This is a genomic window from Paenibacillus sanfengchensis (assembly GCF_036864765.1).
GTDB classification, from domain to species: domain Bacteria; phylum Bacillota; class Bacilli; order Paenibacillales; family Paenibacillaceae; genus Fontibacillus; species Fontibacillus sanfengchensis.
In genome coordinates this window covers 307,239-323,762 of sequence record NZ_JBAGJC010000004.1, presented here as the reverse complement: position 1 = coordinate 323,762, position 16,524 = coordinate 307,239, and the positions used below count along the sequence as shown (strand labels likewise).

Annotated in this window: 12 protein-coding genes; 6 read left to right on the top strand and 6 right to left on the bottom strand. The window is 51.9% G+C overall.

Translation table 11 applies throughout. The features are described 5' to 3' along the window. Nucleotides 1–403 precede the first annotated feature (403 nt). Both V4U84_RS10705 and V4U84_RS10700 read left to right on the top strand, forming a co-directional pair. Entirely contained in the window at nt 404–1,297 is an 894-nt protein-coding gene (locus tag V4U84_RS10705; protein WP_334071395.1) for a S8 family serine peptidase, read from the top strand. Beyond that, entirely contained in the window at nt 1,198–2,289 is a 1,092-nt protein-coding gene (locus V4U84_RS10700; RefSeq protein WP_334077166.1) for a S8 family serine peptidase, read from the top strand. The genes V4U84_RS10705 and V4U84_RS10700 overlap by 100 nt, the downstream gene beginning before the upstream one ends. 331 nt (nt 2,290–2,620) lie before the next feature. On the opposite strand, the gene V4U84_RS10695 is transcribed toward V4U84_RS10700, so the two are convergent. Beyond that, entirely contained in the window at nt 2,621–4,015 is a 1,395-nt protein-coding gene (locus tag V4U84_RS10695; protein WP_334071397.1) for an ABC transporter substrate-binding protein, read from the bottom strand. Between the two features lie 391 nt (nt 4,016–4,406). Between V4U84_RS10695 and V4U84_RS10690 the strand changes: the two genes are divergently transcribed. After that, on the top strand, nt 4,407–4,835 hold the full coding sequence (locus V4U84_RS10690) for a hypothetical protein (protein ID WP_334071398.1): 429 nt from the start codon (nt 4,407–4,409) through the stop codon (nt 4,833–4,835). Nucleotides 4,836–5,424: 589 nt separating this feature from the next. On the opposite strand, the gene V4U84_RS10685 is transcribed toward V4U84_RS10690, so the two are convergent. From V4U84_RS10685 to V4U84_RS10670, 4 genes are read right to left on the bottom strand one after another with little or no spacing between them, the layout of a single operon-like run. Next, nucleotides 5,425–7,050 (bottom strand): response regulator transcription factor, encoded by a 1,626-nt coding sequence (locus V4U84_RS10685; protein WP_334077165.1) that lies wholly within the window; start codon nt 7,048–7,050, stop codon nt 5,425–5,427. Continuing rightward, nucleotides 7,029–8,798: a cache domain-containing sensor histidine kinase gene (locus tag V4U84_RS10680; RefSeq protein ID WP_334077164.1), complete on the bottom strand. Its 1,770-nt coding sequence runs from the start codon at nt 8,796–8,798 to the stop codon at nt 7,029–7,031. The genes V4U84_RS10685 and V4U84_RS10680 overlap by 22 nt, the downstream gene beginning before the upstream one ends. Nucleotides 8,799–8,857: 59 nt before the next feature. Next, complete coding sequence (locus V4U84_RS10675) at nt 8,858–9,739, bottom strand: carbohydrate ABC transporter permease (RefSeq protein ID WP_334077163.1); 882 nt, start codon at nt 9,737–9,739, stop codon at nt 8,858–8,860. Nucleotides 9,740–9,757: 18 nt separating this feature from the next. Beyond that, nucleotides 9,758–10,654: a carbohydrate ABC transporter permease gene (locus V4U84_RS10670; RefSeq protein ID WP_334077162.1), complete on the bottom strand. Its 897-nt coding sequence runs from the start codon at nt 10,652–10,654 to the stop codon at nt 9,758–9,760. Between the two features lie 222 nt (nt 10,655–10,876). On the opposite strand from V4U84_RS10670, the gene V4U84_RS10665 reads away from it, so the two are divergent. Then, nucleotides 10,877–13,450 carry a heparinase II/III domain-containing protein gene (locus V4U84_RS10665; protein ID WP_334077161.1) on the top strand — a complete coding sequence of 858 codons (2,574 nt, stop codon included), beginning with the start codon at nt 10,877–10,879 and terminating at the stop codon, nt 13,448–13,450. Between the two features lie 42 nt (nt 13,451–13,492). Continuing rightward, nucleotides 13,493–13,813 carry a cupin domain-containing protein gene (locus tag V4U84_RS10660; protein ID WP_334077160.1) on the top strand — a complete coding sequence of 107 codons (321 nt, stop codon included), beginning with the start codon at nt 13,493–13,495 and terminating at the stop codon, nt 13,811–13,813. 65 nt (nt 13,814–13,878) lie between these two features. Here the strand turns inward: V4U84_RS10660 and V4U84_RS10655 are convergent, their stop codons facing one another. Beyond that, a complete protein-coding gene (locus V4U84_RS10655) occupies nt 13,879–14,967 on the bottom strand; it encodes a right-handed parallel beta-helix repeat-containing protein (RefSeq protein WP_334077159.1) in 1,089 nt (362 codons plus the stop codon). A 329-nt stretch (nt 14,968–15,296) separates the two neighbouring features. Between V4U84_RS10655 and V4U84_RS10650 the strand changes: the two genes are divergently transcribed. Next, the gene (locus V4U84_RS10650; RefSeq protein ID WP_334077158.1) at nt 15,297–16,376 is read left to right on the top strand and encodes an ankyrin repeat domain-containing protein; all 1,080 of its coding nucleotides are present in this window, start codon (nt 15,297–15,299) and stop codon (nt 16,374–16,376) included. Nucleotides 16,377–16,524: the final 148 nt, after the last annotated feature.

Below are 16,524 nucleotides of genomic sequence, written 5' to 3'. Positions count from 1 at the left end.
CAGGACATGCCCATAATCGCCGAGCGAAGCTGGGTGTCCTCATGCTGGCGCTTCCAATCCTCCACCAGCCGCCCGGATTGATTCTCTTCGATCAGCCGTACATAGGTCCGGTCGAGCATGCTTAATATATCCGCTTCTACGCAAGGTTTCGTGATAAAGTCCAGCACTCCGAACTTAAGGGCGGACTGGGCGTAGGCAAAATCTTTTAAATCCCGTGATGATCACATACCGTTTCCCTATGAAACCTAACATCTGTATCTGGTTTCATCAAAATAATGTTCGAATCATATCGAAAGTCAACACATCGATTTAGGCCGTGAATCCGCCCTCCCGGAGGTATAACTGTTTACAAAAGAGATATCCTAACGCCGTCGAGACATTTAAGTAAAGGAGAAGGAATTAAATGAAAATTAAGGAAACGACGGAGCGAATATCCCCAAACATCGATCCAAGAATCCAAAGGGTACTTTCTTGGAATCAAAATAACGAGGAACGGGCCCACCCTGCCGAATCATTTACTGAGGAGGCGATCCGTGAAAGTATTGAAATTGCTGTAATCGCCAAAGTAAACGATATTGAAAAGTGGAAGCAACTGGCCGGAGTACGCCAGATTGCCGACCTGGGCAATGTCCCCGACGAAAATGAAAATGTAAGATTGGTTACGGCCCGGGTTGCTTCCAATCGGATCGAGGAAGTACGCAAATCTCCCATTGTCCTTAGTCTTAAGGCCTCGCAAATACTGAATCCGCAGCTTAAACGAACCGTCGAAGAAATCAAGGCCCTGCCGGATCTGCTGCCGCCGGATTCCCAAAGTGACGGCGGAAAAGGCGTTGTCGTTGGTATTGTTGACTATGGCTGTGATTTTGCGCATCAAAATTTTATAAATCCGGACGGGACAACCCGGCTATTATGTTATTGGGATCAGAGTGCTATTGGCTACACGGACACCGATTTCGGATATGGGAGATTAATTAGCCGCCAAGAAATCAATGCTGCTCTGAAAACTCCAGATCCCTATGCCGCATTGAATATCCCTGACCCGCGTAAGGATACGGATCCGCAAACAGGGGAAATCGATCATTGGCATGGAACGCATGTAATGGATATTGCTTGTGGTAATGGCAGAGCAGGAGCATCGGGTGTAGCCCTAAAGCGGATATCATCTTTGTACAAATTAATGCTGATGACGTTCCATGGATGGGAGCAAAAGTTGTCGAAGGTAACTTCGCGGGCTCTGCCCATATGCTCGAGGCCTTGCAATTTATCAGTCAAACGGCAGGCGATTCACCTTGCGTGATGAATGTCAGCTTGGGGACAAACGGTGGCGCTCACGACGGCAAATCGCTTGTGGAAACAGGGATCGACACGATTGTGCATGCGAAATCCAACCGGGCCATTGTATTGGCAGCCAGCAATTCTTATGCCGACGGTATTCATGCCAGCGGTACCGTCAAGCAAGGCGAAACTTTTGATCTGAATTGGATTGTGGAAAGCCATGATTTCACCTTTAATGAGCTTGAGCTTTGGTATGACAAAAAGGATGAATTTTCATGCGAAATCATTACGCCTCAAGGAAAAAGTTTAGGGGAGCTCAAGCTTGGAACCAATCATCAAATACTTGGTCCGCACAATGAAATTCTCGCGTTTATGGCCCATAGAAAAAATGATCCCAATAATGGCGATCATGTTATCAACATTTTTATGGAACGCTCCCAAATGAACAGCTTAGACCCGGAACACAACTGGGTAACTGTAGGGAAGTGGATGATCAGGTTGAAAGGCCTAAGAATCGAATCCGGAAAATTCCATGCCTGGATTGAAAGAGACGATGCGGCGCAGTCCCATTTTGATGCTCCTTTGGACAATTCGCATACCATCGGGTCGATAAGTTGCGGGATGAAAAGCGTAGTGGTGGGTTCTTATGACGCTAAAGCTCCGGACACTCCCCTTTCGTTCTTCAGCAGTTCAGGACCGACGCGCGACGGCAGACAAAAACCGGAGATCAGCGCTCCCGGGCATCGGGTGAGCGCAGCCGCATCCGGTACGGAAACTGGACATATTCAGATGTCAGGGACCAGTATGGCCGCCCCTGCGGTAACAGGAGTGATTGCATTAATGCTTGCTGAGGCTCATGCCCACGGACTGAAATTGTCCAGCGATGAAATTCATGAAATATTGAGAGCATCCGCAAGACCCATGGCCAACGGTTGGCACGACAGATACGGTTACGGCCGCATTGATGCCAGCGAAGCGATCAAAAAGGTGGAGGCTTTATTGCCCGTACGTTAATCAAATTGAAAACTAAGGGTTGGCTCGGCCATACAAACAGCCCGTAAGCAGGAGACAAGCTGCCTTACGGGCATTCTTTAAACATAGCCATTCTCAGGGGTAAAGTCCATTCCAATAAACCGCGTAAAAAGTAACTGTAAGAGTTTCTATTAGTACTCTCAATTATGGTATTCCATTTATCGTTATACCACATCCGCCCCTGTTTTATAACAAATTAGGCGATTTATCCCCAGTCGAATACCGGGAACAAATCGCCGCTTTAAACTTTTTTTACTGTCTACTTGACCAGCCCAAGCTGATGCAATGGGCTTGTCTTTTGTATTGTCTCCCCCTACTTCTCCACCAACGACCCCTGCAAATTCGCCGCGTTAAATCCCGAATCCGCTCCAATCGTGGTTTCCCCCGCCGCTTTGGCTTTCTCCAACGCGGCATTGTATCGCGTGTTCAGATCGCTCAATACCTTGTCCAAGTCCTGGCCGTCGAAGATGAATTTGTTGAAAACGTCGACTTTCTTCGTGCCTTCGACGCGGCCTTCGGTGGCGACCAGCGGGGTGGCGGGGTAGATGCCGTCCATCGCGGTCGGCAGGAAGTTCTCGATGCCGGCGATGTCCGGGGCTTTGGCTTTGGCCGCCACGGACGGGATGACGGAGACGCCGTAGCCGCCTTCCTGGTATGCGACCTGTACGTCGTCGCTGTACATCCACTCGATGAACTTCCAGGCTTCTTGTTTGTGCTCGGAATTTTTGCTCATAGCCAGATAGCTGCCTGCGATAACCTGGTCGGCCCCGTTTTGCTTGCCGTCAATCGTCGGCGGCATGGCCACGGCCCAGTTGATGTCCGTCGGGAACTGCGTCTTATACACGCTCGGCTCTACCGAGTGGTTGAAGTACATGCCGATCTTCCCTTGTGCGAACTGGGCGCGGAGCGGGTCGATGTCGAGCGATTCCGAGCCGGGCAGCATGCTGCCGTCCGCACGGATTTGATGCAACGCCTGCAGCACTTCTTTATACACGGTAAAATCGAACTGCCCGGTTTGGAAGTTAAAGCCTTCGTTCCCCGTGTTCTTGCTCAGCGAGACAATCGGGTAGGCGATCCGCTCAAAGCCGCTGGCGCTCTTGAAGTTGCCGGCAAAGCCGTAGGCCCCGCTGTCCTTGCCCGCTGCCGTGATCTTCTTGGCGTCCTCGACCATTTCGGCAATCGTCGTCGGCGGCCCGTCGATCCCCGCTTTTTCAAACAGATCGACGTTGTAGATCAATCTCCAGAACTGGCCGATATTCGGCAGCGTGTAGATTTTTCCGCCGACCATGTTCTTCTCTTCGATCAGCACGTTTTTGAAGTTCTCTTTCATTTCGGGCGTTATGTAGTCATCGAACGGCTCCATGTAACCGCGCTTCACCCAGGTCGGCACATTCCCCGTATCCACCCGGAATATATCCGGTCCCTGGTTGCTGGCAAAAGCGATTTCCACGGACTGCGCATAGTTATCCGCCATGACCTTCATCTCGATGTCGATGTTGGGGTTCTTTTCCTCGTACTCCTTCACTTTTTGCTCGATAAAATCAGTATCGTGCCGGTCGATCGTCCAGTAGGTCAGTTTCGTCTTGCTGGCTTCGGCATCGGCTGCTGCCGTGTCGGTTTCCGCCTTGTCGCCGCCCGATGAACAGGCCGCCAAAGAGCATGCCATCAGCAGCGCCAGTCCAGCCAAGCCCCACTTGTTAAACTTCATTGAACCTTGCCCCCTTAGGATGATGTAATCGCATTCATTTTTCACTAAAAATATAAATCATCCGCCCTTCCGCGCGTGAAGGAAAAAACAACTATTCAGGGGAGAGGAAACCACTCTTTAATTAAGATCTCTTCTAATTAACTGCAAATAGTTGATGAATAAGATTTTACGAAGAAGATCAACAAAATTCAACAATTTTATCCTTCTCTACACTTGCGTAAAAACTTCATCATCTCAATCAATATTCAAGAGGTGTTCTTTTCCTTATCTAGAGGGAAAAAGTTGACTATGTCGAAAATCATAAAAGAAGGGGGAATTATGATGAATGATAAAGTAAAAGGTTTAGCACTTGGGATTTGTATCGGGGTTCTTTTGACGGGAGGAACAGCGTATGCAGCGAGTAATACAAACCATAAAGGTAGCATTTCAAAAACTAGGAATTTATGTGGATGGGACAAAGAAAGCATCAACAGAAGCATTAATCTATAAGGGTACAACATATGTACCGATAAGATCCGTTGGGAACTCAATAGGTAAGCAGGTAGGTCTAATCCATGGCGGACTTTACATAGGAAAGCAGCCAAAATTAAAATACACCGAAGATCAGGCCATAGATCTGCTTTATAAGAAAATCAAAAACGATGCGAATAAATATAAGCTGCATTACACGATGGATGGTACTGACGGTTCTCGATACATTATTCGTGCATATGAAGACTTTCCTGATCATATAGCCACCTATGGATTCTTCTATGTCGATATGTATACTGGTAAAGTGACTATGCTGGACACGGTAACTGCCGAAGAAAAGAGTTTGTAAATCTAAGTAAGGAGGGGACAAACCAATGTCTCCTCCTTTAGATATTGATCTGTAGCTGCCATTAAACTATATACTAAATCCAACCAAGAACGCTCAGTTACTCGAACTGTCGGGGGTTGTCCTTGATATCTATAATCTATACTTCCTTCATCATCAAAAGTAAATAAAGGACAACGTGAATTATCTGTAGACAACAAAATGTACCAAGTTGTTATATAAAGTCCCACCGTCGGAGTCATTAACGGGAAAATATCCTGTTAATTTACCGCTCTTGGCTTTTCGATCAGATTTAGCTGGAAAAGTTCCATCTATTTCGCGGCCCTATTGCCGAAATACACAATTTCAGGCGAATTAACGGGAGGTTTTCCAGCTAATTCGCCTCTGCAGCCGCATACGTACCAAATTAACGGGAAGAATTCCCTTTAATTCGAACCAAACCCTTAGTTGCAGGTCGAGAGTGTGAAAAGAACCCTTTGCATCGCTGTCTAATATGATGACCTTTTCGCTTTTGCCACTACTCACCTCACACCCATACAGCTTGGAAAATGTCTTACGACAAGTTGCATAAATTTTTGAATTTCAGTTATTCTCATATCTTTTCCATTTTCGCCGCATACTGCGTCCTGAACTCCGTCGGCGTCATCCCCGTATGCTTCTTGAACAATTCGGTGAAATACGGGCGATCCTCATAGCCGAGCGATCCGGCGATATCCTGCACCTGCATCCCTTCGAGCACGAGTTCCTTCGCCTTCTCCATCCGGCAGTGGGTGATGTATTGGGCCAAGGTCACTCCCATTTCTTTTTTGAACAAGTTGGAAAAATAACTCGGACTTAAATGCACCGCTTTGGCGCAGTCCGCCACGGACAAGTTCTCGTGCAGATGCCGCTGGATATGCGCAACCCCCCGCTCGACCAGCACCCTGGACTCGCTAACCTGGCGCTTCCGCAAATAGCCGCAGCCCTGCCGGCAAAATTCCCGGATCAAGCCGCACAGTTCCTCAAACGTGGCCGCTTTGTTCATATCCGCCAGCTTGCCCTCCAGCTCCTGGATCTCCTCGACCGTGCCTTTTTCCGCAAACGTCCGGTGGATCGCATGGGCCAGCTCCAGGCATAGCGTCTTCAGAACCGAAGGATTAGGATTCTTCCCGGCGGAAATCCACCCGTCCCAGATTCCTTGCAGCTGCTCCTCCGCCTTGTCGAGGTTCGCGGAACGCAGGCAGAACAACAGCTCTTTCTCCTGCTCGTAAGAGTATTGCGGCTCGTCCGCCCCCCGGAATTCCCCCTCTTTGTACAGATAAACGCTGTTTCCCCCCGACAAAAACGTGTTGGCCAACGCGGCCAACGCCTGCGCGTACGAAGCGGCCAATTGCGACGTATCCTTCACCTCCTGGCCCACGCCGAGCGATACGGTTTGGTACGTGTGCTTGCAAACGTGTTCGCGGCATTTCTCCGCAAGCTGCCCCGCGTCCATCGCGGCGGCCGGATTGGCGACGATCACGAACTGGTTGATATGTTCGCGAAACACGATGCCGCTGGTATAGGACGACAAGGTCTCCTCCAATATGTTCTGCACGGCAAAGCGGATCAGCTCCACCTCGCCGACCGGCAAATCCGCCGTCCGTTCCGGGAAATGATCCATCTCCGCGACCATGACCCAAAAGTCGTTCTTCTCCATCGCGATCCCGTAGAAATCCCACTGCCGGCTCTGGCTCTGCTGCCGGGTGCCGTACCGGATAAGCAGGCGCATAAATTCCTGCCGCAGATAGGGCAGGCTTTCCCGCAGCTTCCGCTCCATCCCCTGCATATACGCGGCCTTGCTGCGCTCCCGCTCGATCGACGCCTTCGCTTTCAGCGCCACATCCAGCACGTTGCCGGGAGTGAAGGGCTTGACGATAAAATCGAACGCGCCCAATTTGACCGCTTCCTGGGCATACGAGAAATCGGTATACGCCGTAAAAAAGATCACCTTCATCTCCGGCTGCTCCGGCAAAATCGTCCGCATCATCTCCAGCCCGTCCATCAGCGGCATGCGGATATCCGTCAGCACGATGTCGGGGCGGACGCGGCGCAGGCATTCAAGCCCCTCTTGCCCGTTGGAAGCCGTGGCCGCGACGGTCATCCCGTGCTCCTCCCAGGCAATCCGTTGGGACAGTCCGCGCACCACCGCCGGAATATCGTCGATAATACAAATTTTTATCGGTTCATGACGTTCCATGGTTCATCCATCTCGCTTTCCATTGGAATGGTAAGGACGGCAACCGTTTCACCGGGGCGGCTGAAAAAGCGCAGTCCCGCCCCCTTGCCGTAGTACAAAGCCAGGCGGTTGCAAATGTTGGACAAGGCGTACCCTTTGCCGTCGGCGGACTGCCGCAGTTTTTCGTTCATCATTTCCGCATCCAGCCCGACCCCGTTGTCCGTCACCGAAAGGACCAGGTTGCCGCCCGCGAACTCCGCCGCGACCCGGATCAATCCGGCCTCCCGTTTGTCCTTCAAGCCGTGAAGGATGGAGTTCTCCACCAAAGGCTGAATAATGATTTTCAGGACGGGCAGCTCCATCAGTTCGGACGGCGCATGGATCGAAAATTCGAACAACCCCTCATAACATTGCTGCTGCAGGTTTAAATACTGGCGGGCATGCTCCAGTTCTTTACCTAGTGTCGTGATCTCTTTGCCCTGATTCAGTCCCAGGCGGAATAACGCCGATAAGGACAGGACCATCTCTTTGACATCCTCATACTCGTCCATCTCGCATTTCCAGTAAATCGTATTTAACGTGTTGTACAAAAAATGCGGATCGATCTGCGCCTGCAGCGCCTTGATTTCCGCTTTGCGTTTCTCGTTCTCCGACGCCTTCACCTCGACGATAAGCTGCCCGATGCGGTCCAGCATCTGATTGAATTTCCGTCCCGCTTCCCCGATCTCATCCTGGAAGGGACTTGCGAAGCGCGCCTGCAAATCCTCATGTTCGACGCGTTTCATCGTTTGTTGCAGCCGGAGTAGCGGGGAGAGCAGCAGGTCCGACAAGAACCGGGCCAGCAGCAGCGCCATCAGGATACAGAACGCCATGATCGCCAGCACCAGCCATTGAATCTGATGAACGGGAGCCAGCAGATCCGCTTTCGACAGATAGCTGACCAAGATCCAATCGGAGGCAAACGCGGAGGAGGCATAACTGACCAACATCGTGCCGTCCGAGCTTTTATACTCGAAATTCCCGCTTCGGTTCGCCGTCAGCTTTTGCATAAATTCCGGGGACTTCGTCCATTCGGGCCGTCCTTGATCCCCGAGTACGCTCGCTCCGGAGGTATTGATGAGCAAAAAGTGGGCCGAGCCCGGGTTAAGCCCTTCACTGACCGCCTCACCCAGCATCTTCGCATCGATATTGACGATGAGGAACACGTCGGGAACATATGTATCTGTAAGCGATTGCAAAACTAGTGTAACAACCTGTTCTTTTCCGGTAAACAGCTCATCCTCATGACCTTCGATCCAACGCGTTTCGGGCTCTTCCTTAATCCGCTGATAAATGGCCGTGGAGTTAAAAGGAACATCGAATTTTCGCGTCTTGCCGCTGGAATAGAAATCGCCGCACGGCGTGCTGATCAAGATCGAGTCAATGGCATTCTCCGTCAACTCGGCCTGCGTAAACAACCCTTGAAGCAGCGAAAAATTCGCGAAATACCGGCCCCGATTGTCGGCCTGAATATCGCGAATCGTTTGTTTGTAAGTTTCGCTTAGGGTCATCGTGGACGAAGCCACGACAATCTGCTTCAGCTTCTGGTCCAGCACGTTGACGGACTGGTTGAGCACGCTGTGGTTCAATTGGGTGGAATTGCGCTCCATGGCGCGGGCGGCGATTACGTAGGAACATAAGCCGGTGACCGCGATACATAGTACCGTGAGGCCGGCAAAGGAGACCCACATTCTTTTTTTCAAGGAAGTCCGGTAAATCCATGTCTTCAAACGCTCTCACGCTCCTCGTCATCCCTGCCCGCGACCCCTTCTCCATAGAACGCCGTCGTCTACCCTTTGACCGAACCCGCCGTCATCTGCATAAACGATTTATTGGCGAACACATACACCAACAGCATCGGCAAAATGGACAGGCACGCCCCGGCCAGCATCAGTTGCGGCTGCGCGGCATCGCCCACGCCGTATTTGAGGCTGGCCAGTCCGACGGTCAGCGTCTGCAGATCGGGCTGGGTCATCGTAAAGACCAGGGGCAGGATATATTCGTTCCACGCGCCGCGGAAGGACCAGAGTCCGGCCACGCCCAGGGCCGGGGCCAGCAAAGGCAGGATAATTCTGGAATAGGTACTGTAAAAATTGCAGCCGTCAATATACGCGGCCTCGTCCAGCTCCTTCGGGATGGCGCGGACAAACCCGATCAGCATGAAGAAGACCGTGGCATGGGCGCTGATCAACAGCAGAATCACGCCCCAGAGGGATTTTTGCAGATTCAAGGCCACCATCAAATCGAACTGGGGTCTTAAGACGACGGCGCCGATCGAGATAAACAAGGTGCTCGATTGCAGAAACACATAGAACTTTTTGCCGATAAAATCAATCCGCGCCACGGCGTAGGCGGCCATCGTTCCGATCAGCAGCGTGCCCACGGTTGTAAAGAAACTGATAAACAAGCTGTTCCAGGTAAAGCGGGCGAAATTGGCCACTTCCCAAGCCTGCGCGTAATTGCTGAATTTCCACTCTTTCGGTAACAAGCCGGAACCAGTCGTGATCTCCAGATTGGACTTCAGCGAGCCGAAAAATGCCAGCAGAATCGGAAATAACGTAAACACGGCGACGATCAGCAGAAACAACCACAACAAGGTGCTCGATGCCAATTTGCGCCAGGGGAGCGCTTTTTTTTCGGAAGCGGTGATGGACGGATATAGAGTATTCATCGGTTGATCTCCTTTCGTTCAATAGAGTTCGTTCAGTTTTTTGGACATCCGGAAATAGATCAGCGTGATCACCCCGACGATGACCGCCGTCGCAAAACCGACCGCGCTGCCGTAGCCGAACTGCTGGGCGCTCATTCCCCCGCTCGATACCGGGAAGAACAGCTTGTACAAATAGAGATACATCACATTCGTTTTGCCGTAAGGCCCGCCTTCCGTCAGCACCATAATGCTCTCGTACCCTTTGAGCGAAACGGTGATCGCCAGCATGATGATCATCTGCAGGACCGGCCCCAGCATCGGCACCGTAATGCTCCACATTTTGCGGACAGGTCCGGCCCCGTCCAGGGAAGCCGCTTCGTACAGATCTTCGGGAATATTTTGCAGCCCGGCGATAAACAGCAGCATGTAGTTGCCCACCGCCCCCCAAATCGCGATGATGATCGAAGTAAGCAGGGCGTATTTCGGTCCCAGCCAATCGATCGGAGCCGACACGATGCCGGATTTCATCAGCAGTTGATTGATCATCCCGTTGTAGGAGTTGAACACGACATAGAACACGATCGCCATCACGGAGGCGCTGACGATGGTCGGTAAGAAATACACCGCCCGCAGCAAATGCCGCCCCTTGAAAGCCCGGTTCAGGATGACCGCCAGCACGAACGACAAAGGAATCGTCACCAGCAATTTCCCGCCCGCATACACCAGCGTGTTCAGGACCGACTGCCAGAACTCCGTATCCCGGAACAGCCTCGAAAAGTTATCCAATCCGATAAATAAAGGTTCTCCATATCCCTGGTAATCGTAAAACATGTACTTGAGCGCCCAAACAATCGGGTACACCCCAAACACCAGCGTTAAAAAGAAACTCGGCGCGACGAACGTCCAGGCATGGATTTGGCGTTTTGTACGATTCACAAGTTTTTTCCTCCCGTCATGAAGCGTTGCCTTTCTTAATCCTAAGATAAAAGTTCGCGGGCCGAAGCGGTTATGGAAAAACCCACTGTGTGCAGGGGGGAAAATCACTTTTCGGCCGATTCAGTCGATTTGTCCCCTCTCCATCGCTCGATTCTCCATCCCGAAAAGCACTTCGTGCTTGTTAAAATAAGGAAAGAAATCGTTAGGAGGTGCACGAGATCGATGAAGCTACGGAGCGGCGAGGATCCGGGATTTTATGGCGGATTGATTTCAGCGGAGGAATTGGAGGCGATGCGAGAACGTGTCGGTCGTCATCCGGCGCTGCGGCAAGAGTATGCGCGGCAAAAGGAGCTTTCGGAGCAATTTGCCGTGGAGGCCATGAAGGCCCCGCTGGCGGAACAAGCGAATGAGCGGACGCAGCCGTTTGTGTTTCGGGTACCGGAGGGGGCAGGGTACCTTAAGATCTCGATACATATCGCGGGACAGGGGTCCGCCCGAATCCGGGAAATGCGGATGACGCATTCCCAGCGGGGGCTGCCCGTTCAGCTCAGCAACGCGAACTTCGCGCAGGATCTGGCCCATTGGCGGGTGGAGGTCAAAGAAGGCAGCCGGCTCGAGCTTCAGCCCGTTCCCACGAACGCAGCGGCCATGCAGCCATCCGGCGTCACACCGGCAAACGGAACGGATCCTGTTCATTTGGGCAACGCTCAAATGGTTCGTATCGTCAATACGCTCGAAGAAGCCGACACGGTACTACATTACGAGACGCCGATTCCCGTCCGGGAGGAGGACCATTACAGCGTCCAGGTCACGCTGGGTCTGGAGGCCCCTTTAACTGTAGGGGTCTATACGAAGGTTGGTTTTTGTGATGTTGAAGGCAACCCGCTACGCGCTGCTTCCCTCTGTTCGCCTCCCTTCAACCGGGCGACGCCGACGCCCTGGGCCTATTTTCTCGAAGCGGCCGGCGCGGAGGCCAATCGCTTTATGCTGGAAGGCGATGCCGCGAGCGCGGAACGCTGCAAGCAAAAATTGCTGTACATGCTCTACGATATCATCCCGGGGATGGGGATTTTTAAAGAAACGGGCTGGCATGCTGACGATATTTACGGGGCGGTCCATATCGGCCGGGGGCTGGCCGTCCTCTCGGTCATTTACCGTCAGATCGCTCCTTCCGGCGTTATTGACGAGGAGGAGACCGCGATGCTGCTCGCGTACTTCCGCTATATCGCCAAGCTGATGATGGATACGGGGTATTACCGCTTCGACCTTGAGGAGTTCCCCGATGAAAAAGGCGGCAAGCGCAGCAACTGGAACGCGGACCGGGCCACGGGTCTGGGAGTCTACGCCCTCCTGTTCCCGGAGGAAAGGAATGCGGAGGCCTACCTGAAGCATGCCTTGTCGGTCGTGGACTGGCAGCTTGAGCAAGTCGTGGACGACACGGGGGCCTGGCCGGAAAATATCAGGTACCATGGCGCGGTGCTCCACCGTTATTTTCTTTTCTTTGCCCTGCTTAAACGGTTTAAGGGGTTGGATTATTTCCGGCATGGGAAGGTCGAAGCCATGTACCGCTTCCTGATCGGCACCGCGGTGTCCCCGGATCGGATTCAGGCCGGACCGGACGGTGGCCCCGTCATGCTGACGCCCGCCGTGGGAGACGCCAATGTGCAGGAACACTGGTTCCGGCTGCTGGTGTATGCGGCTCCCTTCTACCGGGAAACCGATCCGAAACTGGCCGGGGAAATGATGTGGATTTGGCGGCGCGGCGGATCGCCAGTCCGGGACAGCGGCGCTTTCCCCTATCCTTTGGCGCCTTTGTGGTTTGCCGAGCCAGATTTGCCGGAAGAAGCGCCTGAGTTGCATTCGATTCACTATCCCGGGATGGGCTATGTGATCTTCCGCAATCCTCAGAGCCCGAATCGCTTTGAGCATTACGCCATCTACGAGGCCTCGCCGCTCACCTACCATGCCCATTATGACGAGGGCCATTTCTCGATCTGGTGCGATCAAGTGCCGCTGGCGCTCGATTCGGGAACGGGCGGTTACTACAATGGCGACCGGCATTGGTATGTATCCAGCGCGGCCCATAATGTCATGCAATTTGCCGAGTCTTCCGGAGCATGGAGGGAAGTCCCGCTTCGCAGTCAATGGGAGAAAGTCCATTTCTCCGCCGAGCTGGATGTGGTCGTGAGCCGCATTCCCGATCCGACCGTGAAGGCGTATCGTCGGCACTTTGCCTTCATCAAAGCCGGATTGGAGGTTTATCTGATCTGGGATCACATTCAAGGGGATGCCGAGCGGGTGTGGAACCTGCATACGCTGAGCACGGATGCGGAGATCGGGGAGCAGCACATTGAGGCGCGTTGTCTGGGTGAGATGCGCTTAAGCACCCTGATCGCCGAGCCCCGGCAGCCTTTGATCGAGGCGGATCTAGGCGCCTTGGCCGGCAACTATCCGTTGTCGGTGCAGCAACATTTCAGGGTGCAAGGTCATGCCACCGAAGACTTTCTGATTCTGCTGCATCCCCATCGGGACGGGGAGCCGCCGGTGCACCTCGAAAACGTCCCATTGGAGCATTCATCGCCGGAAGTACGCTGCTATAAAATCGTTCATGCTGCCGGTGCGTGGTGTGCTGTTGTCGTGAACGGTTCCCCCGGTGTTATAACCATAAATACAGGAGACGCTTTGGGTCCGATGAGAATGCCCGGCGGACGGGATCGGACGATCGGCGGCAAGCTGGACGGAACTTTTTTGGAGATGGAAGCCGGAAGTTTTTGCATCCTGCTGCCTCAAGATTAAGTAGGAAGATTCAATTTACGGAAAACAGAAGGAGGTTCATTTATGAGCAATATCGGAGTATGGGAAAATGCCGAACCGGGCGTAAAACGCTGTATCTTAAACGCCGACGACAGCCTGATGATGATGGAAGTCCGTTTTGCCAAAGGCGCGGAAGGCTACGAGCACAGCCACCCCCATCAACAAATGAGCTACTGCCTGCGCGGAAGCTTCACTTTTCGCATCGATGGCCGGGAATACCCGCTTAAAGCCGGGGAAACGATTCATATTCCCCGAAATGCGGTCCACGGGGTGACCGCGCTGGAGGAAGATTCGGCCTTGCTGGATGTGTTTACGCCGATTCGTGAGGACTTGGTGAAGCGTTAGAATTTATTAAACCAAAAACGCCCGGGACCGATGAGATTTGGCCCGGGTTTTTGCTCGATATAACTTCATCGTTCCACTACCGACAAATCCGCTCTGCCGGTGCCGTTGTTATCTGCATATGTGCCGTCTTCAAAAGCAAAGCCCAGATGAGACTGCAAGGTAACTTGCTGTATTGGAGAGTCGCCCGAAAAGGCGACCAGCTTCTTCAGATTCTGGGGATATCCGCCCAATTCATCAATCAGAACCTTCTTCCCGCTCACAACCTCCACAAAATAATTACAGACCGGCTGCCCCCCAGTTTGCTTGGAAGGAATAGCAAGGATGCTGTCCCGAAACCAAATACTCCTGCATTCTGTCGTTGCCCCCAGCTTTACATAGCTTGGTACCGTAATTCCCAGAGCTCCCATCCCTTCAAACCAACACCCCGCAAACCTGATGGAATTGCATCCGTCTAACTGAATAGGGCTCACCGTTGCGCCGCCTTCTTTTACAAATTGGCAATCATTCAATCGCGCTCCTGAGATCCCGCTAAAGTTCAAAGTAATGTCATTTCCAAAAGAGTATAGACCATCCACTTTCAATTGATCAGAGCCTGCTTCTAAATGAATAGCTTCCTTATTGTAGTGAAAATTACAGTTTACAAAACGGTTTATATCACTCTGTGTTCCCCATATTCCCCATTGAAAATGCTCAATCTGCACGTTCTCAAAAACCATACCGCCGCCTCTCCATTCCCTTACAGCACAAGAATTCTTGCCGTAATGGCGCTTTACATCCCCTGACATGGGGTTCGAAAGAGGCGCCTGATCCGGTGACTTATTCACCAGCGAAATGTTCTTCAGCTTGAAGCCTTGGTAGCCGCCGTAATAGCCTATACTGCTATCCCCTATCTCAAATAAATCTCCCAAACCGTGATATTCTATAATCGTCGCATGATCTTCTTCCCGTCCATAATTATAGCCTATAAAACAGACTCCCCTCTTTCTTACCCTCAGTGTTCTTGAAATCTTGAATCTGCCGCTGGGTAAAATAAACACTGTACTCGGATCCGAGTCCAACATCGCTTGAAATAGATCCGTGTTATCGGTTATCCCATCACCTATTGCACCAACTGAAGATAAAAATAATCCGCTATCCCTGCTCGTGTCTACCATTTCAAATCCTCCTCTAATGTGGTTTGATTACAGCGAAGCAACACAACCTGCCTTACATCGTATATCTAATTATAGAACATACGTTCGTATATTACTATGACAAATTGCGTTGCTTTTGACCAAATTCCTTGATATTAGCATTCGTTCTTTTTTGTTGCAGTCTACTTGATATCAACTCGTCGGTTTTGACCGTTTTGCCAGACTTTTTTCATCATTTTCTATAAAATAAAGCCCAAAATGCCGACATGATAGAGGGAGTGGATGGCGGAGCCGCCAAACTCAACGGAATAGATTTGTCTATATAAAAGGGATACTGGAGTGAAACTACCATGAAAAGATTGTTGGGAATAGGCGGCGCATTACTTTTAATCGGCATGCTGCTTGGCGCGTGCGGCGGCGGGACAGAATTGAGTAAGGACAAAACCCGGGCGGACGTAGATGTTGCGCAGGAGGCAGCGATTGAAGATACGAAAGAGAAATGCGAGTCTTTTTATCCGCATGGCGGTGGGGCATTGGATGCCGATATCGTTGTGGATGACGAGGGGCCTACGGTTGTATTGAAGGCCGGGGACGGCACCCGTACGGAATACGGGATATCCGGCGCGGCGATGAACGCAAAGGCGGAAGCGTTAAAGAAGCTTAAGGCCTGCGGAGTAGACCTGAATAAACCGGATGATCGAGGTGAGACGGCCTTGCTGCTGGTTGTCGAAAGCAAAGCGTCCGCATCGAATACTGAGGAAGCGGCCAAGTACGACGAGGTTGTCGATTATTTGCTGGAGCAGAAGGTTAACGTAAATGCAAAATCGCAAGCCGGCAAAACCGCCTATACGGTCGCTTATGTAAATCAGGATCACCGAAACGCCGAGAGATTGGAACCCTTTGCAACGAGTGAAGAACGCGCCACGGCAAAATTGTATACGGAACTCGATAAGCTTACCCTGAAAGAAGTGAAGCGGTTGGTGGAGCAGGATCGCGCCGATGTGAATGCGGGTTTCGGCCAGCAGGAATATCCGGCCTTCTTCGTTGCCGTGGAACTTGGAAGGACGGATATTGCCGCCTATCTGATCCGGCATGGAGCCGATTTGTCTCTGCGGCCGGGGGAAGAGGGCGGAATATCGCTGCTGCAATATGCGGTGTCGTCTGGAAACCTGCCGATAACCGAGCTGCTGCTGGAAGGGAATTACGGCTTTGATGTCAATGATGCGGATGATGAGGGATCTACCTTGTTATCCAGGGCTGTAAGTCAATCGGATTATGAGATGGCCAATTACCTGATAGAGCAAGGGGCCGAGGTTAACGTGACGTATTGGGATTCTGGTGAAGAGCTTACGATTCTTCAAAGTGTCGACGAAGAAAATCCGAACGGTCGCAAAATCAAGCAGTTGTTGCTTGCCCATGGCGCCAAATAAATGGACGCCGCCAGCAAACAAACTCCCGCTCCATCATTTCATGACGGAAGCGGGAGTTTGTTTTATTTCTTTACCGGTAAAGATTCAGCTCGACGCTGGCCGTGCGACCTTTTCAGTCCCGTCTGTTCCGGCTGCGGCCGGGCCAGGC